Origin of the sequence: Burkholderia ubonensis (assembly GCF_001718695.1) — a bacterium.
GTDB classification, from domain to species: Bacteria; Pseudomonadota; Gammaproteobacteria; order Burkholderiales; family Burkholderiaceae; genus Burkholderia; species Burkholderia ubonensis_B.
In genome coordinates, this window is sequence record NZ_CP013422.1 from 584,553 (window position 1) to 606,823 (window position 22,271).

Below are 22,271 nucleotides of genomic sequence, written 5' to 3' on the forward strand. Positions count from 1 at the left end.
ATCACTGCGGTGCGGGCCGCGGCGGCGGATTGACCGCTGCCGATGGGGCGGCAGCCGTATCCGGGCCTTCGGCGCCTTCAGCGCCACCGTGTTGTGCGCCCGCGTCATACGCGACGACGCTGCGCTGCGGGTTCGCAATGCGGATGCCGCGTTCGCGGAACAGCACCGCGATGCGCCGGTTGAACTCGCGCTGCACGCCCCAGCGTGCCGAATCCTTGCACTGGATCTGCCCGGCGAGCGTGACGGTCGCGCCATCGACCTGATCGACGCCCCAGTAGCTGAAATCCGACAGAATGCCGTCCTTGTAGTTCGGATCGTCGCGCAGCGCGGCGCCGATCTCCTTCAGCGTCGCGATTGCCGGATCGATGTCCTGGCCGTACGCGATGCTGACCTTGACGGCCGCGTTGCCGAGCCCGCGATTCGTATTGTTGACGGTCGTGACCGAACTGAACGGGATCGTGTACAGCGAGCCGTCGCCGCCGCGCAGCCGCACGGTGCGGATCGACAGGTATTCGACCGTACCCGATACGCCGGCGAGCGTGACCCAGTCGCCCACCTGCATCGCGTTCTCCATCAGCAGAAAGATACCGGTGATGAAGTCCTGCACGAGCTTCTGCGCGCCGAAGCCGACCGCGAGGCCGATCACGCCGGCGCCGGCGAGCAGCGGGCCGATGTTCACGCCGATCTGGCTGAGGCCGGTCAGCACGACGACCAGCGCGATCATGATCAACAGCAGCGAGCGCAGCATCGGCAGCAGCGTGCGCAGCCGCGCGGCGCGCACGAGATTGCCTTCCCGCGTCCACTGCTGCAGGCGGCGCTCGATCGCGATGTTGGCGGCCTCCCAGACGAACAGCGCGACGAGCGCCGCGATCGCGATCGTCATCAGCGCGGACGCCAGCCGATGGCCGATCGTGCCGGTCTTGAACGCATGGAAGATCGGCACGCCCCAGATCTGCAGCAGCAGCACGACGGTCACGATCGCAATCACCGTCGACACGATCCTGCGCAGCAGCGGGTAGTAGCGGTACGCGTGCAAATGGACGAGCGTACGGTCGTCGTCGCGGCGCTGGAACAGCCGCGCGAGCGCGCCGAACACGACGATCGATACGATCCGCATGCCGATCATCACCGCGATCGAGCGGCCGCCGAGCGCGATCAGCACGCGGTAGCCGTTGTGGACGTCGAGCGCCCACACGAACCACAGTGCCATCACGGCGAACACCGCGACGGGCGCCCACGCGTCGGCGAGCGCGTGGGAGAACATCGCGAACGCGCGGTGCTCGTCGCCGGTCGCACGGATGCGCGCGGCGACCGGCTGCCGGCATCGCAGGATCAGCGCGGAGATCATCAGGTGGCCGACGAGCGCGACCGCTTTCAGCAGCGCGACGTGGCCGGCCTCGCTGAGGCCGAAGCTCGCGGCGAGCTCGATCGCGGCCGTACAGATGCCGACGACGATCGCGATTCGCGCGATCGCGCGCTGCGCGTACGCGGCCCACGCGTCGCTGATGTGCAGCAGCCGCAGTTGTCGCGCATCGGGCTGGAAAAACAAGCGACTGACGATCGTCACGAGACGGCAGATCACGTAGATGTCGATCAGCGAGCCGAGCGCGGTGTCGGTCGGCGTGCCGTCGCCGTCGAGCACCGACATCGTCAGGCTCGCGACGCCGGCGAACACCAGCAGCGGCACCGCGCGCACCACCAGACTGACCAGCGCGCGCGGCATCCGGTGCAGCAGCGTCGTATGGCGCCGCGCGTGGCCGCGGCTTTGCGTCTCGGGCGTGGCGGACGTGCTCGATACGCTCGAGGCGCTCGGGGTGCCGGCCGCGAGCGGTGTCGACGCGGCGGGGTCGATCGACTCGGGCAACTCGGTCGACTCGGGCGGCTCCGTGTCGGACGGCGCGGCGTCGGCCCGTCGCGACGACTCCGCGCGACGCGCGCCCAATGCGCGCAGCGTGCGTCGCAGCAGCCTTCTCGCGAGCCATTCGGCGCCCAATGCCGGCACGAGCACGGCGACGATGGTCAGGAGCGCGTGCAGCAGGTCCGCACGTTCGTCGGCGCGTACCATCCGTTCGTGCCACCAGTTGCCGACCGAAGCGACGTCGAGCAGCGAGCGCAGCGATTCGTTCAGCGCGCCGCCGATTTCGCCGGCCCAGCGCGAGCCCTGGCGCACCAGCATCGACGCGAGCCCGTTGGTCGTGAGCGCGGCGGGCGCGGCCGCCGACGCAGCGCTGGCCGGCGCCGCCGCGCTCGCCGGCAACGCTGGCGTGCTCAGTACGCCGACGGCGGCGATCGCGCGCAGCGTCGTTTCGACCTGTTCGCGCTCGCGCGGGTTTTGCAGCACGGAGAGCGCCTGTTGCGCCTGTTGCGGCGTCAACGCAGGCACGGCGCCCGACGCGGCGGACGCGGCAGCGGGAGCCGAGGCCGGGGCGGCCGCATGGGCAATGGAGACGACGGCGGCGAGCAGCCAGCCGAGCAGGAAATGTCGCATGGATGGGCATGCGGGCGCGCATTCGGATGCGGCCCGGCGGTCTGGACGATGGACGGACGTTAACATGATCGCGACCGGAACCGAATAGTTCCATCGGCGGCGAGCGGGCGCGAATGGGGCAACCCAGGCGGCGCATGCGAGCGCATCGGCTCAGGCGATGAAAGCGTCGCGGTGCGGCCCGCGCGCTCGATCGTTGCGCGACCATGGGGTTCATCCGCCGGGAATGCAACGTGCTGCGCGGCACTTCCCGGATCACTGACGAATCATTCGCGACCGTCGTGAAAAACCGGCAGCACGTGTTCCGCGATTTCCTCGACGACTTCGCGCACCGGGCGCGCCGAGCCGAGGTTCAGCGTCACGTGATGCGTGCCGGCTGCGCGCATGCGTTGCAGGACCTCGATCAGCGCCGCGCGTCCGGTTGCGTAACCGAGCGGCAGGGCGGTGGCGGGCGCAGCGCGGTTCGCATCGAGATCGAGCCGCATCGCCACGCCGAACGCGCGAAACGCCGGTTGTGCCAGCCGCTCGACGGCCGCTCGCCACATCGAATGACGCGCATGCTGCGTCTCCGGATCGCGGTGATACGTCATCCAGCCGATCGCGTTGCGCGCGATCCAGTCCACGCTTTGTCCTCCCGAGCCGACCGCGAGCATCGGCACCGCGGCGTCGCCGTGCGGCAGCAGCGCGAACGCCGGCGCGCCGGGCGGCGTCTCGTCGGGCGGCACGCGCGACGGAACGTCGAGCCCCGCCGCGACGACTTCCCAATGGCGGCGATAGCGGTCGCGCCGCGTTTGCGCGTCGACGCCGAACGCCGCATATTCGGACGGCCGGTCGCCGGAGCCGAGGCCGAGGACGAAGCGCCCGCCGGACAGCGCGGCCACCGACAGCGTGCCCTTCGCGATGTGCAGAGGATGCCGCAGCGGCAGCACGATCGCACCGCTCGCAAGGACGATCCGGCGCGTGCGCGACGCGAGCGCGCCGAGCAGCACCCACGGGTCGAGATGTCCGACCGGGTCGGGATAGTCGGCACTGTTCAGCGGCACGTCGCGCACCCACAGCGCGCGAAAGCCGAGCGCGTCGGCCAGGGCGGCGAGTTCGAGTTGTTCGTTGAAATCCGCGACGCTGTCGCCGGCGCGCAGCAGCGGCAGCGTCAGGCCGATCGACAGCCGCTCGTCCGAGAAGACCCGGCTCGCGGCGCCGGTGCGGTCGGTAGCGGTCGGCGGCATGGTCATTCCTCGAATGAGTGGACGAAGCGGACACGCGTGCGGCCGTGTCCGGGGTTGGCGATGTACCGACGGGCATCGCGTTGAGCACGCATCGTGCATCGTGCGTCGGGCCGGCTGCGGAGCGCGCCGCGCGATTCGTGCTGCCGCGGCGACGATCGCAGGATTGTAAGCGGATCGTCGGTATCGCGTCGGCACCGGTGAACCGCGCCCGCCAACGCGAACGATCGCCACGACAGTGCGGTCACCGTCCGCCGCTCGCGCGGACGGCCTCGCTGTTTCATTTTCGAATCATTCACGCGTTGGCGTCGCTGCGCGCATTGCATCGCCGCGATATCGGGGCCCGTGCAGCCTTGCGCCGCGCAGCATGGTGCGCTCCTTGCATGTCTTGTGCACGCCAAAAGTGCGCGCGCCGCCGCCGTGGCGCGCGGCCTTCGCTTCAGCGGGTCGGACGCATCGAACACGGGGACAAGACAATGAGAACAGATCGAAGCGCAACCTGTCGTGTTGCAAACATGAATCGCAGTCCTGTCCGTGATCGTGCACGCGCGTCGCCGCTGCTGGTGGCGACGTAGGCGCGCGCCCGTCCGTTCCGTCCGGACGCACGCCGACAGCCAGTGTGCAGGCGTGACGCACGGGATCGACCGCTGCCGGCCGGCATGACCCGCGGCGGCATGCTGCGGGACGACCGACGGCAGCGAAGCGTCGTCGTGCCGCCCGCCGCGCGCAGCAGGCGCGAGCCGGACGCCACGCGCTCGCTGCGGCGCGGCGAATCGCCAAAAACCGCGAAGTGTGGACGCGCAGGCCGCCACGCCATACCGGGAAATCGCAGGTGCAGTTCAGGGGTAGGGTTCGCCGGCCGAGCAGCGGCGGATCCGACGAGTTTGTGCTGTCAGTTGATCCACAACCCCGATGGATCAATTGTTCAAGCGCCCATCACCCTTTGGAGGATGGGCGCCTTTTTTTGCGCCATCGCGGTCGTGTGCCGGCCTCCGGCCGGATCGCGCAGCGTTCTGTATCATGTGCTGGCGTGCTGGAGCGCCGCTGCGGGGCGCACGACGTTCCGGCGCGCCCCATCACGTTCGATCACGCTCGATCCCGCCCGCCGACATGAACGACACCCGCCTGCACGATCCCGACCAGCACGACCTGTACGACCCGCCATCTGCCGGCATCGACCCGGCCGCGCTCGATGCGCTCCACGCGTTCGTCGAGCGCCATCCGCGCCTGCTCGTGCTGACGGGCGCGGGCATCAGCACGGATTCCGGCATTCCCGGCTATCGCGACCGCAACGGACAGTGGATGCGATCGGCGCCGATCCAGCTTCACGAATTCCTCGGTTCCGACGCCGCGCGGCGGCGCTACTGGGCGCGCAGCATGATCGGCTGGCCGGTCGTCGGCAACGCGCGGCCGAACCGGTCGCACGCCGCGCTCGCGCGGCTCGGCGCGGCCGGCCGGATCGAGCGCCTCGTCACGCAGAACGTCGACGGCCTGCATCAGCGCGCGGGCAGCACGGACGTGATCGAACTGCACGGCGGCATCAACGGCGTGACCTGTCTCGATTGCGGCGCACACCATGCGCGGGCCGCGATCCAGGCCGTGCTCGAAGCGGAGAACCCCGAGCTGCTGGGCGCGCAGGCGCAGCCCGCCGCCGACGGCGATGCGCATCTCGAATGGCATGCGCTCGACGCCTTCCGCATTCCGGCCTGTCCGGCGTGCGGCGGCCTGCTCAAGCCGGCGGTCGTGTTCTTCGGCGAGAACGTGCCGCGCGAGCGCGTCGCCCGCGGCCGCCGCGGCGCTCGATGCGGCGGATGCGCTGCTGGTCGTCGGCTCGTCGCTGATGGTGTATTCCGGCTACCGTTTCTGCGTATGGGCGCAGGCGCAGCACAAGCCGGTCGCGGCGCTCAACCTTGGCCACACGCGCGCCGATCCGATGCTGACGCTGAAGGTCGAGGTGCCGTGCGCGTCCGCGCTCGACGCGCTGAACGCGCGGCTGGGCCTTGCCGATTTCGAAACGGAGCGTTGCGCACCATGACCGGCACGACTCCTGACGGTCCGTCGCTGCGGCTTTCCGCGCCCGCGGCCGAGCGCAACCGCGGGCCGATCCTCGACGTGCTGCGCCGTGTGCTGCCGGCCGGCGGCGACGTGCTCGAAATCGCCAGCGGCACCGGCCAGCACGTCGTGCATTTCGCGGCCGGGCTGCCCGCGCTGCGCTGGCACCCGAGCGATCCCGACGCGCAGGCGCGGCGCTCGATCGCGGCGTGGATCGCGCATATGGGGCTGCCGAACGTCGACGCGCCGCTCGCGTTCGACGTGCGCGACGCGGCGTGGCCGTTCGCGGCGCTCGACGCGATCGTCTGCATCAACATGATCCACATCGCGCCGTGGGCATGCGCCGAAGCGCTGTTCGCCGGCGCGTCGCGCGTGCTGCGGCCGGGCGGCGTGCTGGTCCTGTACGGCCCGTATCGCCGCGAAGGCCGGCACACCGCGCCGTCGAACGCGGCGTTCGACGCGCAGCTCAGAAGCCGCGACCCGTCGTGGGGCGTGCGCGATCTCGAGACGGTCGTCGCACTCGGCCTCGATCGCGGGCTCGACTGCATCGAGGTCGTCGAGATGCCCGCCAACAACCTGAGCGTCGTGTTCCGGCGCCTGCCGCACGCCGACCAATGACACTTGCCCGCGCATCGCGGCCGGGTTTCCCTTATCCTTTCGCCTGTGCGCGCGGCCCCGATCGGGTCGCGCCCTGTTTTTTCCGGAGAATTGACTAATGGGCAAACAAGCAATCGGTGTGATCGGACTCGCGGTGATGGGCCGCAATCTCGCACTCAATATCGAGAGCCGCGGCTACGCGGTATCGGTGTACAACCGCAGCCGCGAGAAGACCGACGAACTGATCGCCGAATTCCCCGGCCGCAACCTGGTGCCGACCTACACGCTCGAGGAATTCGTCGCGTCGCTCGAAACGCCGCGCCGGATCCTGATGATGGTGAAGGCGGGCGCCGCGACCGACGCGACGATCGCCTCGCTCAAGCCGCTGCTCGAGAAGGGTGACGTGCTGATCGACGGCGGCAACACGCACTTCACCGACACGATCCGCCGCAACCAGGAACTCGCGCAATCGGGCCTGCATTTCATCGGCACCGGCGTGTCGGGCGGCGAAGAGGGCGCGCTGCGCGGCCCGTCGATCATGCCGGGCGGCCAGCGCGACGCGTACGATCTCGTCGAGCCGATCCTCAAGCAGATCGCCGCGAAGGCGCCGTCGGACGGCGAGCCGTGCGTCGCGTACATGGGGCCGGACGGCGCGGGCCACTACGTGAAGATGGTCCACAACGGGATCGAATACGGCGACATGCAGTTGATCGCCGAGAGCTATGCGGTGCTGAAGGACGTCGCCGGTCTCACGAACGACGAACTGGGCGCGGTCTACACCGACTGGAACCAGGGCGAGCTGGACAGCTACCTGATGGAGATCACGTCGAAGATCTTCGGCAAGAGGGATGACGAAACCGGCAAGCATCTGGTCGACGTGATCCTCGATCGTGCGGCGCAGAAGGGCACCGGCAAGTGGACGAGCCAGAACGCGCTGGATCTCGGCGTGCCGCTGCCGCTGATCACCGAGTCGGTGTTCGCACGCGTGCTGTCGTCGCTGAAGACGGAGCGCGTGGCGGCCAGCAAGGTGCTGTCGGGCCCGTCCGCGACGCCGCTGCAGGGCGATCGCGCAGCGTTCGTCGAGGCCGTGCGCCGTGCGCTGTACCTGAGCAAGGTGATCTCGTACGCGCAGGGCTTCGCGCAGATGCGCACCGCATCGGAGGAATACGGCTGGAAGCTGGATCTGGGCACCATCGCGAAGATCTTCCGCGCGGGCTGCATCATCCGTGCGCGCTTCCTGCAGAAGATCACGGATGCGTATGCGAAGGATCCGGCGCTCGCGAACCTGCTGCTCGATCCGTACTTCCAGGACATCGCCGCGAACTACCAGGCGTCGCTGCGCGAGGTCGTGATCGCGGCGGTGAAGGCCGGGGTGCCGGTGCCGGCGTTCGCGTCGGCGGTCGCGTACTTCGACAGCTACCGCTCGGAACGGCTGCCGGCGAACCTTGTGCAGGCGCAGCGCGACTTCTTCGGCGCGCATACGTTCGAGCGCACCGACAAGCCGGGCAGCTTCCACGCGAACTGGTCCTGAGGGAGGCGGCGAGCCGCGATTGTTGCGAAATTCTATTCTTTGAGTAGGGTTTTTGGTTCCAGATCCCGGGATTGTTGGCGTCACGGAAACAGTGTTTTCGCGGTTTCATGGTTTTCCCTAAGTGATCTCGGGACTAGACTCTGTTCCATCGCTGCAGACATGGTGTGTGCGGCGGAGCAAAAAATCACGGAGGTAAGTCATGAAATCGCTGATCGCAACGTTCGCTGCTGCTGCCGTCCTCGCTGTTCCGGCCGTCTCGTTCGCCCAACAAAACGGCCCGGTCACCCGCGACCAGGTCAAGGCCGAGCTGTCGGCGCTGCAACAGGCCGGCTACAAGCTCGGCAGCGACCGCACCAACTATCCGGAAGGCATCCTCGCGGCCGAAGCGCGCGTGCATCCGCAGCAGAACGTCGCCGCGGCCGACACGAGCGGCTACGGCGCGCAGCCGGCCGGCCAGCAAGAGTCGGGTGCACCGGTAGCCAAGACCGGCTGGCAAGTGAAGCGCGTGTCGGACGGCGCACCGATCTACAAGGGTCGTTGATCGCCGACGGTCGGCGGGCCGCTACCGCGGCCCGCGTTGACCGATCTCAGGCAGTACGAACAGCCCGCCGTTCCGCATCCCGGAACGGCGGGCTGTTTTCATGGGCTGCACCGGTCGCGAGCGGGCGGCGGCAGCCGCAAGATTGTTGCGGGATCGGCTACGGGTCGCGGGCATGGGCGCGACCAATGGTATCTTTGCCGGTTGGGACGACGCGAAAAAGGGGCCGATGAGCCCATTCGCGCCGACGTTCCGCAGTGGAAACTGCCGGCCGCATCCGCGGTCGGATACTGGTTGGTCCGGCCGCCGCGCCGGACACCGTGCGACGCACGCCGGAGGGCGGTGGGCGGCGCAACGACGCAAACCCCGGAGGACCCTTGAGAGAAACGATTCCGATCCACGAGGCGCTGACGCGCTGGCTGCCGCAGGCGGCGTTGGTCGTCGCGGCCGCGGCGCTGACGGGCTGCACGATGACGCCGTGGACCGACACCTGGCAGCCGATGCGATCGTCGACGCCGATGTCGGCCGCGACGCCCGGCGTGATAGCGGGCTACTACCGCGTGAACCCGGGCGACACGCTCGCGGGCATCGCGGGCGCGTTCGGCCAGCGCGTGCAGGACGTGGCCGGCTGGAACCACATGGCGCCGACCGACACGGTCAGGCCCGGCCAGGTGCTGCGCGTTGCGCCGCCGCCCGCCGCCACGTCGATCACGCAGGCGCCGTCCGCCTCCGCGCAGCCGGGCTCGCTGGCATGGCCGGCTACCGGCATCGTCGCGATGCCGTTCTCGGCCGGCAAGACGCGCGGGATCGTCATCGCCGCGTCCGGGCCCGACCGGACGGTGCGCGCCGCGGCGAACGGGCGGGTCGTCTACGCGGGGTCCGGCGTCAAGGCGTACGGTCCGCTCGTGATCCTGAAGCACGAGAGCGGCCTGATCACGGCATACGGCCACAACGGCAAGCTGCTCGTCAACGAAGGCGACGCGGTGCGGACCGGCCAGCCGGTCGCCGAGATGGACACCGATGCGAGCGGGCGGGCGACGTTCGAATTCGAAGTCCGGCAAAACGGCAAGGTGGTCGATCCGATGAACTTCCTGGCGCGCAACGGCGGCTGACGCCATCGCATGACGACGTGTGCGCCGCGCGGCGCACACGTTCCCGCCTTCACCCGTCCTCGAGCTGCGCGGCGCCGAGCCGCGCCGGACGATTGCCGAGCCAGCGAATCCCCAGCGCGAGCGCCGCGGCGCCGAGCGCGATCAGCGAACACTGAACGGCGACGGGCAGATAGCCGTGCGGCCGCGGGTCGACGAACGGGTACGGATACCAGTTTTCCCAGGCGCCGCGCAGCAGCGTGTACGCGAGGTAGACGACCGGAAAGCCGAGCCACGTCACCGCGCTCTGCCACGGAATCGGTGAGCGCGGCTCCACATACAGCCAGTCGCCGAGCACCACGAGCGGCACGATCCGGTGCAGCACCCAGTTGTGGTAGGCCGGCGTGATGTGCAGGAGCGCGTCGGGCTGCGCGAGCAGCAGTTCGTAGACGATCGCGGTGATCAGCATGTACAGCACCGCCGCGCCGCGCATCGACTCGTAGCGTGCGGAGCCCGTGCGCGGAATGCGCGACAGCCCCGCGAACAGCATCGCGGCTGCGTACAGGCTGCTCAGCTGGGTGAAGTAGCTCAGATAGTTGCCGACGTGAAACATCGGCATGTCCAGGCGGCCTGCGATGCCGTGCAGCGTCGTCGAAAGCGCGAGCAACGCGGCCGTCAGCCGGTAGGCTGCAACGAAGAACGCTTTGCTCATGATGCCTGCGCAACGTCGCACCAAAGCTTCATCGTGCCACAGCCGCGCACGCGCGCGATGCGGACTTTCCATATGGCCGCCATGCCGCCGCGCCGCTCCGATTCGTCGGATATTTGATCCAGTCGTGCAACACCCGCTGCCCGCGACGCTACAATCGCGACAGCCGCCGCGCGCCGGGCAGCCGCGGCCCGTGCCGGCCGCGCATACTCCACGAGCAACATGAGAGCAACGATGAAAAACATAATCGCGAAACAGTCGCGCTACAGCACGCCGGCTATCTTTTTCCACTGGGCCGTGTTCCTGCTGGTGGCGCTGACTTATCTGGCGATCGAGATTCGCGGGCCGAAGGGCAGCGACAGCCGCGCGTTCTGGATGAACGTGCATCTGACCGCGGGGACGCTCGTGCTGGTGCTGTCGGTGCTGCGCGTGGTGTGGCGCATGGTGAGCCGCGCGCCGGACGCGATCATGCAGGCGCCGTTGCTGAAGTGGCTGTCGACGCTCGCGCATCTGGCGCTGTACGCGTTCATCATCGCGCAGCCGTTGCTGGGCATCATCATGATCAACCTGGGCGGCAAGCCGGTCTCGCTCGACTGGCTCGGCATCTCGTTCACGCTGCTCGGGCCCGACAAGGCGCTGCGGCCAGCCATCAAGGACGCGCACGAGCTGATCGGCAACGCGTTCTATTTCGTGATCGGCCTGCACGCGCTGGCAGCGCTTTATCATCATTTCGTCCGGCGTGACGACGTGCTGCGTCGCATGATGCCGTAATCCGCACAGGTTCGACGCGCGCACGCTGCAGGGGCGCATGGTTGTCGATACAACCATGCGCCCCTGCGTCGTTTACGGCCGCGCTCGGCTGGCCAGTGTGCTGAACATTCTGTAACATCGCGGCTGCTTTTACATTCCGTTTACGCACTGCCGCGCATGCTGCATCGACATCGTCATCTGACTGCCTGGCTGGGCATGCTCGCGATCTGGTTCGCGATCGTCGTGCCGCTGGTGTCGCAGTGGCGTATCGCGCAGGCCGCATCGCCCGATGCGGTCGTCTGCGGCACCGGGCACGGCGCACATCTGGCGCGGGCGGCGCAGCAGACGCACGATCACGCGGCGCATCTCGATGCGTGCGGCTACTGCAGCTTCTTCGCGCACAGTCCGGCGATCGGCGGCCCCGTCGCCGCGTCGATCGCCTTCATCCCCGCCGTGTTCGCGGGCGCTGCCGCACCGCGCACGCTTGCGGCTGCCACACGACGCTATCCGCGCGCCTATCCGCGCGCGCCGCCCGAGAACGCCTGACGCGCAGTCTTCCGTCTCTTTCATCGCCGCTATCCGTGCAGTCCGTCGAGGCTGCGTGGAGGGCGTCACTCGGGCTTACTCATGACTAATTTTTCGTCGCGCGCGCCGAACGCGTCGCGCCATCCCGATGCACGGCGCGTGCCGCGCGTGCTCACTCTCACCGTTCCCGCGCTGGCCGCCAGCGCGATGACGGCCGCCGTCGCGGCCGAACCCGTGCGCGTCGCCGGCGCGCCGCCGGACGACGCAGCGTGGCTGTTGCCGCCCGTCGAGGTCGTCGCGTCGCCGCTGAGAACGCCGCTCGTCGTCGTCACCGATCCGAAGAAGCCGCGCCAGCCGCTGCCTGCCAGCGACGGCGCGGATTACCTGAAGACGATTCCGGGCTTCGCGTCGATCCGCAGCGGCGGCACGAACGGCGACGCGGTGCTGCGCGGCATGTTCGGCTCGCGGCTGAACATCCTCGCGAACGGGATGCCGACGCTTGGCGCCTGTCCGGGCCGGATGGACGCGCCGACGTCGTACATCGCGCCGGAAAGCTACGACAAGCTCACCGTGGTGAAAGGGCCGCAGACGGTGCTGTACGGCCCCGGCGCATCGGCCGGCACGGTGCTGTTCGAGCGCACGACGCGGCGCTTCGACAAGCCCGGCATGCGTTTCGACGGCAGTCTCGTCGGCGGCTCGTTCGGGCGCAACGACCAGAACCTCGACGTGACGGCCGGCACGCCGGACGTGTACGGCCGCGTGAGCGCGAACCACGCGCATTCGGACGACTACAAGGACGGCAACGGCCGCACCGTGCCGTCGCAGTGGGACAAGTGGAACGCGGACGCGGCGCTCGGCTTGACGCCGGACGACCATACGCGCGTCGAGCTGACGGCCGGCGGGGGCGACGGCTATGCGCGCTACGCGGGGCGCGGGATGGACGGCGCGCATTTCCGCCGCGAGACCTTCGGCCTGTCGTTCGACAAGCAGCACATCGGCGACGTGCTCGACCGCGTCGAGGCGCGCGTGTACTACAACGAAGCCGATCACGTGATGGACAACTACACGCTGCGGCAGCCCGACCCGACGAGCAGCATGCCGATGCGGATGGCGTCGGAAGTGCGGCGCCGCACGCTCGGCGCGCGGGCCGCGGCGACGTTGCGCTTCGGCGACGACTTCAAGCTCGTCGCGGGCGTCGACGCGCAGTCGAACCGGCTCGATTCGCGCTCGGCCATGGGGCGGCAGAACTATGCGGACAAGCCGTGGAATGCGCAGACGACGATGTGGAACGCGGGCGCGTTCGGCGAGCTGACCTGGTACGCGAGCGACGCGTCGCGCGTGATCGGCGGTGCGCGCGTCGACTATGCGAGCGCGCGCGACAAGCGGCCGACGACGGGCGGCATGATGACGGGCAAGCCGAATCCGACGTTCGACGACGACCGCTCGCGCGTGCTGCCGAGCGGCTTCATCCGCTACGAGCGGGATCTCGCGGCGCTGCCGGTCACGTGGTACGCGGGGATCGGCCATGCGGAGCGCTTTCCCGACTACTGGGAGCTGTTCTCCGCGAAGCGCGGGCCGGCCGGCGCGGTCAATGCGTTCTCGGCGGTCAAGCCCGAGAAGACCACGCAGCTCGACATCGGCGCGCAGTACCGGAGCGAGCGGCTCGATGCGTGGGTGTCGGCGTACGCGGGCTACGTGCAGGACTTCATCCTGTTCAATTACGCGGCCGGCATGATGGGATCGACCACGCAGGCGACCAACGTCAATGCGCAGATCATGGGCGGCGAGGCCGGCGTGTCGTGGCGGCCGGTCGCGCCGTTGCGCGTCGAGACGTCGCTCGCGTATGCGTGGGGGCGCAACGTGGCGACCGGCGATCCGCTGCCGCAGATGCCGCCGCTCGAAGCACGCTTCGGAGTCGAGTACACGCGCGGCGCGTGGTCGGCGGGCGGCCTGTGGCGCGTCGTTGCATCGCAGCATCGCTACGCGCTCAACGAGGGCAACGTGGTGGGGAAGGACTTCGGTCCGAGCGCCGGGTTCGGCGTGCTGTCGCTGCATGCGCAATACAACGTGAGCAAGACCGTGCAGGTGTCGGTCGGCGTCGACAACGTGCTGAACAAGGCCTATACGGAGCACCTGAACCTCGCCGGCAACGCGGGCTTCGGCTACGCGGCCAACACGCCCGTGACCGAGCCGGGGCGTACTGCGTGGGTGCGCGTCAGCGCGAAGCTGTAACGCGCAGCGCGTGTGCGATGCAGCATGCGCGCGCAGCGGCGCGCCCCCGCCCGAAGCGGCGGGGCGCGTCAAGCGATTAGAGAACCGTATCTAGTCGGGACCCAACGTTCGCCACTCGTGATTCACTCCCGCATTCGATGCACATGCCGGCTGCGTTCGAGGCAACGGGCAATGTGCATCGATCCGATCTCATTCGCACCAGAATCACAATAATCAGGAGAACATAGATGGTCAGATCGATGCGTTCCAGGGTGGTGGCAGGGGCAGTGGCATGCGCGATGAGCGCCGCGCCGTTCGCGGGCATGACCGCAGTGATGACGCTCGCGACGACGCGCGCGGCGGTGGCGGCAACCGCGGCCACGGACGATTACGCGACGACGCGTTATCCGATCATTCTCGTGCACGGGCTGACGGGCACCGACAAGTACGCGGGCGTGCTCGATTACTTTTACGGCATCCAGCAGGACCTGCAGCAGCACGGCGCGACCGTATACGTCGCGAACCTGTCCGGCTACCAGAGCGACGACGGCCCGAACGGGCGCGGCGAGCAATTGCTCGCGCAAGTGAAGCAGGTGCTTGCGCAAACCGGCGCGGCCAAGGTCAACCTGATCGGCCACAGCCAGGGCGGCCTGTCGTCGCGCTATGTCGCCGCCGTCGCGCCGGAGCTGGTCGCGTCGGTGACGACGATCGGCACGCCGCACCGCGGCTCGGAATTCGCGGATTTCGTGCAGGGCGTGCTCGCGTACGATCCGACCGGTCTTTCGTCGACGGTGATCGCGGCGTTCGTCAACGTGTTCGGGATGTTGACGAGCAGCACCCACAACACCAACCAGGATGCGCTCGCCGCGCTGCAGACGCTGACCACGGCGCGGGCCGCGACCTATAACCAGAACTTCCCGAGCGCGGGGCTCGGCGCGCCCGGCTCGTGCCAGAGCGGCGCGCCGACGGAGACGGTCGGCGGCAACACGCACCTGCTGTACTCGTGGGCCGGCACCGCGATCCAGCCGACGTTTTCCGCGCTGGGCGTGACGGGCGCGAAGGATACGAGCACGACTCCGGTCGTCGATCCGGCGAATGCGCTCGACGCGTCGACGCTCGCGCTGCTCGGCAGCGGCACGGTGATGGTCAACCGCGGCTCGGGCGAAAACGACGGCGTCGTGTCGAAATGCAGCGCGCTGTTCGGGCAGGTGCTGAGCACGAGCTACAAGTGGAACCACGTCGACGAGATCAACCAGCTGCTGGGCGTGCGCGGCGCGTATGCGGAAGACCCGGTCGCGGTGATCCGCACGCACGCGAACCGGCTGAAGCTCGCAGGCGTGTAAGCGATGGCCGCACGTGACGATCGCGCGCCGCGCTGGCGGCGCGCCGCAGCGGTGGCCGTCGCGGCGCTGGTCGTCGCGGGCGGCGTGTGGATCGGGCGTGGCGCCGCGTTGCATCACGACGCGGGTTCCGCGCGCGCATCGGCGGATGCAATGACGCTCGGCGGCGCGGCCCCGGCGTTGCCGCCGGACGCGGCGAGCGCGGGCCTGCCGTCGTCGCTGGCCGGCTCGAGCGCGCCGCGCCTGCCGCTCGAGGCGGGCGGCCATCTGGCGAAAGCGCGCGCGGTGCGCGATTTCTTCGACTATTGCCTGAGCGCGCAGAGCGACCTGAGCGCGACCGCGCTCGATGCGCTGGTCGCGCGCGAGATCGCCGCGCAGCTCGACGGCACCGTTGCGCAGCCGGAAGCGCTCGACGTCTGGCGCCGGTACCGCACGTACCTGGCCGAACTGGCGAAGCTGCCGGCCGCGGGCGCCGTCGCCGACAAGTCCGACATCGGCGCGCTGGAGCTCGCGCTCGACCAGCGCGTGTCGATCGCGCGGCGCACGCTTGGCGAATGGAACGAACCGTTCTTCAGTGACGAACAGTGGCGGCAGCGCTTCGATCTCGCGCGGCTGAAGATCGCGCAGGACCGCACGCTGACCGACGCGCAGAAGGCCGAGCGGCTTGCCGCGCTCGACCAGCAGCTGCCGCCCGGCGCACGCGCCGAACGGCAGCGCGTCGCGCAGCAGCAGGCCGCGATCGCGCAGATCGCGCAGCTGCAGAAGTCGGGCGCGACGCCGGACGCGATGCGCGCGCAATTGACCCAGTCGCTCGGCCCGGAGGTGGCGGAGCGCGCCGCGCGCATGCAGCAGGACGACGACGCGTGGCAGCGCCGTTACACCGACTATGCGGCGCAACGCGACCAGATCTCCGCGTCGGGGCTGCCGCCGCACGAGCGCGACGCGCAGATCGCGGCGCTGCGCCAGCGGCTGTTCACGAAACCGGGCGACGCGCTGCGCGCGGCGTCGCTCGATCGCGGCGCGGCGGCCTCGCGGTAGCCGCGCCGCGCGCGGCCTGTGCCGGCCCTGCGGCCCTACGCCGCGCGCGTCGCCCGCCGCGGCAGGTGGCGCTCGATCGTCGTCGCGAGCGTGTCGAACGCGGGGCCGATGCTCTCGTGCGCGACGCACGCATAGCCGAGCAGCAGGCCCGGCCGCGCGGCGTCCGCGCTGCTGTAGTAGCTCGTGAGCGGGCGCACGATCACGCCGGCGTCGAACGCGCTCTGCGTGACCGCGCGATCGTCGCAGGCGTCGGGCAGGCCGAGCACGAGATGCAGGCCCGCCTCGTCGCCCATCACCGGCAGCGCGTCGCCGAAGCGGGCATGGATCGCGTCGATCAGCAACTGCCGGCGCTCGCCGTACAGCGTGCGCATGCGCCGCACGTGCGAGGTCAGGTAGCCGTCCATGATGAATTCGGCGAGCACGGCCTGCTGCATCAGCTGGCCCTCGCGATACAGCTCCGACAGCCCGGTGCGGAACGTGTCGACCAGGTGCTCCGGCACGACCATGTAGCCCATCCGCAAGCCCGGGAACAGCATCTTGCCGAGACTGCCGACGTAGATCACGCGGCCGCCGTCGTCGAGCCCCTGCAGCGACGCGAGCGGCCGGCTGCCGTAGCGGAATTCGCTGTCGTAGTCGTCCTCGATGATCCAGCAGCGGTGCTGCCGCGCGTATTCGAGCAGCATCCGGCGCCGCGCGAGGCTCATCACCATCCCGAGCGGATATTGGTGCGACGGCGTGACGAGCACGAGCCGAGGCGGATGCTGCAGGTCGCTCACGCGCGGGTCGAGCCCTTCCTGGTCGACCGGCACCGGCGTGAGCGTCAGCCCGGCCGCCTGCAGCACGCTGCGCACGCCCCAGTAGCACGGCTCTTCCACCCACGCGCGATCGCCGATGTCGGACAGGAGGCGCACCGCGAGATCGATCGACTGGTGGATCCCCGTCGTGATGATCAGCTGGTCCGGCGAGCATTTCACCGAGCGCGCGACGCGCAGGTAGTCGGCGAGCGCGCGCCGCAGCGGCCGGTAGCCGCCGCCGGGCGCGTAGGTCAGCAGCTCAGGGTTCGCTTCCTTCCACAGCCGCGCCTGCAGGCGGCTCCATGTGCGGCTCGGAAATTCCGCTACGTCCGGCACGCCCGGCATGAACGCGCCCCACTGGCGGCGCGACACACCCGCATGCTCGATCAGCTGCCGGCCGCGCATCGACAGGCCGCCCCCTGCGCGTCGTCCTGCCGCGCCGCTGCATCGACGGCGGAAGGCGACGGCGGCGGGCTGCCCGGCGCCAGCATCGCCGCGGCGTCCGGGCGCGTGTCGGCGACATAGGTGCCGCTGCCGGTGGTCGTCAGCACGTAGCCTTCGGCCGTCAGCTGGTCGTACACGTGCAGCACGGTATTGCGCGCGATCGACAGGTCGGCGGCGAGTGTCCGTGAACTCGGCAGCTTGGTTCCTGGCCCCAATTCCCCGGTCAGGATGGCCTGCTGCATCAGCTGCAGCAACTGGCGATACATCGGCTCGGACGAGCTGCGGTCGAGGCGCGCGGAGAGCCAGTCGGCAAGGATCACGGTATCCAAAGTGGTCCTACTAGGAATATTGAAATGGTTCCCTAGTATAGAACCGTGCCAGCCGTATAGTCGTCTGCATCTCAATAAATGCATGGCGCGTTGCAAGGGGACAGCCACGATGAAGACCGATGAAGTGATCGTCAGCTTTCGCGGCGTGCGGAAGACCTACGACGGCGAGACGCTCGTCGTCAAATCGCTCGACCTGGACATCCGCCGCGGGGAATTCCTGACGCTGCTCGGGCCGTCCGGCTCCGGCAAGACCACCTGCCTGATGATGCTGGCCGGCTTCGAGTTTCCGACGGGCGGCGAGATCCGCCTCGAAGGCGAGCTGCTGAACAACGTGCCGCCGCACAAGCGCAACATCGGCATGGTGTTCCAGAACTACGCGCTGTTCCCGCACCTGACGGTCGAGCAGAACGTCGCGTATCCGCTGACGGTGCGCAAGCTGCCGGCCGGCGAGCGCGCCGAGCGCGTCGCGCATGCGCTGAAGATGGTGCAGATGGAGCGCTTCGCGAAGCGCTACCCGGCGCAGCTGTCGGGCGGCCAGCAGCAGCGCATCGCGCTGGCCCGCGCGCTCGTGTTCGAGCCGAGGCTCGTGCTGATGGACGAGCCGCTGGGCGCGCTCGACAAGCAGCTGCGCGAACACATGCAGTACGAACTGAAGGCGCTGCACGAGAAGCTCGGCGTGACCTTCGTGTATGTGACGCACGACCAGGGCGAGGCGCTGACGATGTCGGACCGCGTCGCCGTGTTCGACAAGGGCATCGTGCAGCAGCTCGACACCGTCGACCGCCTGTACGAATCGCCGTGCAACGAATTCGTCGCCAACTTCATCGGCGACAGCAACCGGCTGCGCGGCAGGGTCGCGCGCGTCGACGGCGAGTTCTGCGAGTTCCGGCTCGACGACGGCACGACGCTCGTCGGCCGCAACATCGGCAACGCGGAAGCGGGCGCACCCGCGGTCGCATGCATCCGTCCCGAGCGCATGAGCCTCGCGCCGCAGCACGGCAACGGCCACGCGAACGGCCACGCGAACGGCGCTGCCGCGAACCTGCTGGCGGGCGAGGCCCGCAGCCTCATCTATTTCGGCGATCACGTGCGCATGCGCTGCGCGGTGCCTGGGCAGGACGAATGCTTCGTGAAGGTGCCGCTCGGCACCGGCGCGCTCGATGCGTTCTCGCCCGGCGCGCCGGTCGGGCTGGCATTCGCGCCCGAGCACCTGCGCGTATTCGCCTGAACATGGCTTCACGGTTTTTCGCAGCACGTCGTCCATAACAACGGCGCACTTCCACCACGAGAGGAACCATCATGAATCGAGCAAGCTTTACCGCGCGCCGCACCGCCTTCGCGCTGGCGCTGGCCGTGTTCGGCGCATCCGCGTCGGCGGCGGAGATCACGGTCGTCAACTTCGGCGGCGCGAACGGCGATGCGCAGAAGGTCGCGTTCAACCAGCCGTTCGAGAAGTCGACCGGCACCAAGGTCACGGCCGTCGAATACAACGGCGAGCAGGCCAAGGTGAAGGCGATGGTCGAGGCGAGGCACGTCAACTGGGACGTGGTCGAGGTCGAATCGGGCGACCTGAACCGCGGCTGCGACGAAGGGCTGTACGAGAAGCTCGACTGGTCGAAGATCGCGAAGAAATCCGACCTGATTCCGGAATCGCCGCAGACCTGCGGCGTCGGCTTCTTCGTGTGGTCGACCACGCTCGCGTACAACGCGGACAAGCTGAAGACCGCGCCGGCCGGCTGGGCCGATTTCTGGGACGTGAAGAAATTCCCGGGCAAGCGCGGGATGCGCAAGGGCGCGCGCTACAACCTCGAGTTCGCGCTGATGGCCGACGGCGTCGCGCCGAAGGACGTCTACAAGGTGCTCGGCACGAAGGCCGGCCAGGACCGCGCGTTCAAGAAGCTCGACGAGCTGAAGCCGTACATCCAGTGGTGGGAAGCCGGCGCGCAGCCGCCGCAGTTCCTGGTCGCCGGCGACGTCGTGATGTCGACCGCGTACAACGGCCGCATCAGCGCCGCGCAGAAGGAAGGCAAGAACCTGAAGGTGGTCTGGAACGGCAGCATCTACGATCTGGACTACTGGGCGATTCCGAAGGGCACGCCGAACAAGGCGCTGGCGGAGAAGTACATCGCGTACACGCTGTCGACGAAGCCGCAGCAGGAGTACGCGCAGCACATCTCGTACGGCCCGGCGAGCGTCGCCGCGATCAAGTCGCTCGACGCGAAGACGCTCGCGAACCTGCCGAACTCGCCGACCAACGGCAAGAACGCGGTGCTGCAGGACATCGGCTTCTGGACCGACCACAGCGACGAGCTCGAGCAGCGCTTCGCCGCGTGGGCATCGAAGTAAGCGCGTCGCAGTCGTGACGCAACCGGCCGCGCGGCGCGCACGCGTCGCGGCGCTTCGCGCGGCATGCCGCCGGACTCCGGTCCGGCCGGAGAGGCACATTGAATACGATGACGATCGCCACTTCTTCGTCGACGCAGTCGACTGCCACGCTGAAACGCGAGCTGAAGGCCGCCGAGGCCAGGAAGCGCGCGATGGCGCTGCTGCTGGTCGCGCCGCTCGCGATTTTCCTGCTGCTGATCTTCGTCGTGCCGATCGGCGCGCTGCTGACGCGCGCGGTGCAGAACCCGGAGATCGCGACCGCGCTGCCGAAGACGGTCGCCGCGCTGTCCGGCTGGGACCGCAAGACGCCGCCCGCCGACGCCGCGTACGCGGCGCTCGCCGCCGACATGACGCGGGTTGCCGACAGCGAGGCGATGGGCGCGCTCGCGCGGCGCCTGAACACCGAGATTCCCGGCTACCGGTCGCTCGTCGCGAAGACGGCGCGCGCGATGCCGCTCAAGGGCGATAACGGCGAAGCGCTCACGCCCGCGCAGCAGCGCGGCAAGCTCGTCGAGCTCGATGCGCGCTGGGCCGACCCCGCGTACTGGCAGGCGATCGCGAAGAACGGCAGCGCGTACTCGCCGTTCTACCTGCTCGCGTCGCTCGATCACAAGCAGGACGGCTTCGGCCACGTCGTGCCCGCCGATCCGGACCAGTCGATCTACCTGGCGATCTTCGGCCGCACGCTCGTGATCGGCGTCGCGGTCACGCTGTTCGCGCTGCTGCTCGGCTATCCGCTCGCGTACTGGATCTCGACGCTGTCGGAGCGGCGCGCGAACCTCGTGATGATCCTCGTGCTGATCCCGTTCTGGACCTCGGTGCTGGTGCGCGTCGCCGCGTGGATCGTGCTGCTGCAGAGCGAGGGGCTCGTCAACAAGGCGCTGATCGGCAGCGGGCTGATCTCGCATCCGCTCGCGCTGCTGTTCAACCGGGTCGGCGTGTACATCTCGATGACGCACATCCTGCTGCCGTTCATGATCCTGCCGCTCTTCAGCGTGATGAAGGCGATCCCGCCGACCTACCAGCGCGCGGCCGTGTCGCTCGGCAGCCATCCGTTCGCGGCGTTCTGGCGCGTGTACGTGCCCCAGACGTATCCGGGCGTCGGCGCGGGCGCGCTGCTGGTGTTCATCCTCGCGATCGGCTACTACATCACGCCGGCGCTGCTCGGCGGGCCGAACGACCAGATGGTCAGCTACTACGTCGCGTACTTCACGAACGTGACGATCAACTGGGGCATGGCGTGTGCGCTCGGCGGGCTGCTGCTCGCGGCGACGCTCGTGCTGTACGCGGTCTACAACCGCTTCACCCGCTCGAACGTGAGCCTCGGCTAAGCGCGACACAACGGAAAGGGAAGGGGATTCGACCATGAAACTGCTCGCCAGGCCGCTGTTCGCGCCGCACATGTCGTTCGTCGAGCGCGCGTGGTACGTCGCATTGCGCGTGCTCGTCGTGCTGACGCTGCTGTACCTGATCCTGCCGGTGCTCGCGATCGTGCCGCTGTCGTTTTCGTCGAGCACGTTCCTCGTCTATCCGATCCCGGGCTTCTCGACGCGCTGGTACGAGAACCTGATCGCGTCCGACGAGTGGCGCATGGCGGCGAAGAACAGCTTCATCGTCGCGCCGTCGGCGACCGTCGTCGCGACCGTGCTCGGCACGCTCGCCGCGATCGGGCTCACGAAGGCCGACTTCCGCGGCAAGGGGCTGCTGATGGCGGTGCTGCTGTCGCCGATGATCGTGCCGGTGGTCGTGGTCGGCGTCGGCATGTACCTGTTCTTCGCGCCGCTCGGCCTCGCCAACACCTACACGGGGCTGATCTGCGCGCACGCGGCGCTCGGCGTGCCGTTCGTCGTCACGACGGTGGCCGCGACGCTGCAGGGCTTCAACCACAACCTCGTGCGCGCGAGCCTGTCGCTCGGCGCGAGTCCGGTCACGACGTTCTTTCGCGTCACGCTGCCGGTGATCGCGCCGGGCGTGATGTCGGGCGCGCTGTTCGCGTTCGCGACGTCGTTCGACGAAGTGGTCGTCACGCTGTTTCTCGCCGGCGCCGACCAGACCACGCTGCCGCGCCAGATGTTCACCGGCATCCGCGAGAACATCAGCCCGACGATCGCCGCGCTCGCGACGATCCTGATCATCTTCTCGACGAGCCTGCTGCTCGCGCTCGAATGGCTGCGCGGGCGCAATGCGCGGCGAGCGGTGTCCTGACGGCGAGCGCTTCGCCGGCCGGCGCGC

At 69.0% G+C, this 22,271-nt stretch carries 16 protein-coding genes and 2 pseudogenes; 14 read left to right on the top strand and 4 right to left on the bottom strand.

The features are described 5' to 3' along the window. Window position 1: 1 nt before the first annotated feature. Window positions 2-2,488, bottom strand: a complete 2,487-nt coding sequence (locus tag WJ35_RS22510) for a mechanosensitive ion channel family protein (protein WP_069240039.1) — start codon at window positions 2,486-2,488, stop codon at window positions 2-4. A gap of 263 nt (window positions 2,489-2,751) precedes the next feature. Then, window positions 2,752-3,711, bottom strand: coding sequence for a TIGR03571 family LLM class oxidoreductase (locus WJ35_RS22515; RefSeq protein ID WP_069240604.1), 960 nt, complete (start codon window positions 3,709-3,711; stop codon window positions 2,752-2,754). Window positions 3,712-4,818: 1,107 nt separating this feature from the next. Between WJ35_RS22515 and WJ35_RS22520 the strand changes: the two are divergent. The 5 genes and pseudogenes from WJ35_RS22520 to WJ35_RS22540 all read left to right on the top strand — a co-directional run bounded on the left by WJ35_RS22520 (window position 4,819) and on the right by WJ35_RS22540 (window position 9,538). Then, a pseudogene (locus WJ35_RS22520) lies at window positions 4,819-5,743 on the top strand (NAD-dependent protein deacetylase). Next, a complete protein-coding gene (locus tag WJ35_RS22525; RefSeq protein ID WP_060233928.1) occupies window positions 5,740-6,378 on the top strand; it encodes a DUF938 domain-containing protein in 639 nt (212 codons plus the stop codon). Before WJ35_RS22520 ends, WJ35_RS22525 begins: the two are co-directional and overlap by 4 nt. 97 nt (window positions 6,379-6,475) lie before the next feature. Then, window positions 6,476-7,888, top strand: a complete 1,413-nt coding sequence (gene gndA / locus WJ35_RS22530; RefSeq protein ID WP_060233929.1) for an NADP-dependent phosphogluconate dehydrogenase — start codon at window positions 6,476-6,478, stop codon at window positions 7,886-7,888. A 199-nt stretch (window positions 7,889-8,087) separates the two neighbouring features. Further along, window positions 8,088-8,429, top strand: coding sequence for a DUF4148 domain-containing protein (locus WJ35_RS22535; RefSeq protein WP_069240040.1), 342 nt, complete (start codon window positions 8,088-8,090; stop codon window positions 8,427-8,429). A gap of 374 nt (window positions 8,430-8,803) precedes the next feature. Continuing rightward, window positions 8,804-9,538: a peptidoglycan DD-metalloendopeptidase family protein gene (locus WJ35_RS22540; protein ID WP_069240041.1), complete on the top strand. Its 735-nt coding sequence runs from the start codon at window positions 8,804-8,806 to the stop codon at window positions 9,536-9,538. A gap of 49 nt (window positions 9,539-9,587) precedes the next feature. Here the strand turns inward: WJ35_RS22540 and WJ35_RS22545 are convergent, their stop codons facing one another. Then, window positions 9,588-10,226 (bottom strand): Pr6Pr family membrane protein, encoded by a 639-nt coding sequence (locus WJ35_RS22545; protein ID WP_069240042.1) that lies wholly within the window; start codon window positions 10,224-10,226, stop codon window positions 9,588-9,590. A 231-nt stretch (window positions 10,227-10,457) separates the two neighbouring features. On the opposite strand from WJ35_RS22545, the gene WJ35_RS22550 reads away from it, so the two are divergent. The 5 genes from WJ35_RS22550 (at window position 10,458) to WJ35_RS22570 (ending at window position 16,087) form a co-directional block, all read left to right on the top strand. Then, on the top strand, window positions 10,458-10,994 hold the full coding sequence (locus WJ35_RS22550; protein WP_069240043.1) for a cytochrome b: 537 nt from the start codon (window positions 10,458-10,460) through the stop codon (window positions 10,992-10,994). A gap of 156 nt (window positions 10,995-11,150) precedes the next feature. After that, window positions 11,151-11,519, top strand: a complete 369-nt coding sequence (locus tag WJ35_RS22555) for a DUF2946 domain-containing protein (RefSeq protein WP_069240044.1) — start codon at window positions 11,151-11,153, stop codon at window positions 11,517-11,519. Between the two features lie 81 nt (window positions 11,520-11,600). Further along, the gene (locus WJ35_RS22560; RefSeq protein ID WP_069240045.1) at window positions 11,601-13,730 is read left to right on the top strand and encodes a TonB-dependent copper receptor; all 2,130 of its coding nucleotides are present in this window, start codon (window positions 11,601-11,603) and stop codon (window positions 13,728-13,730) included. Between the two features lie 227 nt (window positions 13,731-13,957). Then, entirely contained in the window at window positions 13,958-15,052 is a 1,095-nt protein-coding gene (locus tag WJ35_RS22565) for a triacylglycerol lipase (RefSeq protein WP_069240046.1), read from the top strand. Window positions 15,053-15,055: 3 nt separating this feature from the next. Beyond that, the gene (locus WJ35_RS22570; protein WP_060233935.1) at window positions 15,056-16,087 is read left to right on the top strand and encodes a lipase secretion chaperone; all 1,032 of its coding nucleotides are present in this window, start codon (window positions 15,056-15,058) and stop codon (window positions 16,085-16,087) included. A 35-nt stretch (window positions 16,088-16,122) separates the two neighbouring features. Here the strand turns inward: WJ35_RS22570 and WJ35_RS22575 are convergent. Continuing rightward, window positions 16,123-17,654 (bottom strand): annotated as a pseudogene (locus tag WJ35_RS22575) (PLP-dependent aminotransferase family protein). Between the two features lie 109 nt (window positions 17,655-17,763). Between WJ35_RS22575 and WJ35_RS22580 the strand changes: the two are divergent. The 4 genes from WJ35_RS22580 (at window position 17,764) to WJ35_RS22595 (ending at window position 22,244) form a co-directional block, all read left to right on the top strand. Then, window positions 17,764-18,882 (top strand): ABC transporter ATP-binding protein, encoded by a 1,119-nt coding sequence (locus tag WJ35_RS22580; RefSeq protein ID WP_060233936.1) that lies wholly within the window; start codon window positions 17,764-17,766, stop codon window positions 18,880-18,882. A 71-nt stretch (window positions 18,883-18,953) separates the two neighbouring features. Next, window positions 18,954-20,000, top strand: coding sequence for an ABC transporter substrate-binding protein (locus WJ35_RS22585; protein ID WP_060233937.1), 1,047 nt, complete (start codon window positions 18,954-18,956; stop codon window positions 19,998-20,000). A gap of 98 nt (window positions 20,001-20,098) precedes the next feature. Then, on the top strand, window positions 20,099-21,370 hold the full coding sequence (locus tag WJ35_RS22590) for an ABC transporter permease (protein ID WP_080427787.1): 1,272 nt from the start codon (window positions 20,099-20,101) through the stop codon (window positions 21,368-21,370). A 34-nt stretch (window positions 21,371-21,404) separates the two neighbouring features. Further along, window positions 21,405-22,244 carry an ABC transporter permease gene (locus WJ35_RS22595; protein ID WP_069240047.1) on the top strand — a complete coding sequence of 280 codons (840 nt, stop codon included), beginning with the start codon at window positions 21,405-21,407 and terminating at the stop codon, window positions 22,242-22,244. Window positions 22,245-22,271 lie beyond the last annotated feature (27 nt).

Coding starts and splice junctions, on each gene's coding strand:
- WJ35_RS22510 (WP_069240039.1), bottom strand. CDS start 2,488: ATGCGACATTTCCTGCTCGGCTGGCTGCTCGCCGCCGTCGTCTCCATT.
- WJ35_RS22515 (WP_069240604.1), bottom strand. CDS start 3,711: ATGCCGCCGACCGCTACCGACCGCACCGGCGCCGCGAGCCGGGTCTTC.
- WJ35_RS22525 (WP_060233928.1), top strand. CDS start 5,740: ATGACCGGCACGACTCCTGACGGTCCGTCGCTGCGGCTTTCCGCGCCC.
- gndA (WP_060233929.1), top strand. CDS start 6,476: ATGGGCAAACAAGCAATCGGTGTGATCGGACTCGCGGTGATGGGCCGC.
- WJ35_RS22535 (WP_069240040.1), top strand. CDS start 8,088: ATGAAATCGCTGATCGCAACGTTCGCTGCTGCTGCCGTCCTCGCTGTT.
- WJ35_RS22545 (WP_069240042.1), bottom strand. CDS start 10,226: ATGAGCAAAGCGTTCTTCGTTGCAGCCTACCGGCTGACGGCCGCGTTG.
- WJ35_RS22550 (WP_069240043.1), top strand. CDS start 10,458: ATGAAAAACATAATCGCGAAACAGTCGCGCTACAGCACGCCGGCTATC.
- WJ35_RS22555 (WP_069240044.1), top strand. CDS start 11,151: ATGCTGCATCGACATCGTCATCTGACTGCCTGGCTGGGCATGCTCGCG.
- WJ35_RS22560 (WP_069240045.1), top strand. CDS start 11,601: ATGACTAATTTTTCGTCGCGCGCGCCGAACGCGTCGCGCCATCCCGAT.
- WJ35_RS22565 (WP_069240046.1), top strand. CDS start 13,958: ATGGTCAGATCGATGCGTTCCAGGGTGGTGGCAGGGGCAGTGGCATGC.
- WJ35_RS22570 (WP_060233935.1), top strand. CDS start 15,056: ATGGCCGCACGTGACGATCGCGCGCCGCGCTGGCGGCGCGCCGCAGCG.
- WJ35_RS22580 (WP_060233936.1), top strand. CDS start 17,764: ATGAAGACCGATGAAGTGATCGTCAGCTTTCGCGGCGTGCGGAAGACC.
- WJ35_RS22585 (WP_060233937.1), top strand. CDS start 18,954: ATGAATCGAGCAAGCTTTACCGCGCGCCGCACCGCCTTCGCGCTGGCG.
- WJ35_RS22595 (WP_069240047.1), top strand. CDS start 21,405: ATGAAACTGCTCGCCAGGCCGCTGTTCGCGCCGCACATGTCGTTCGTC.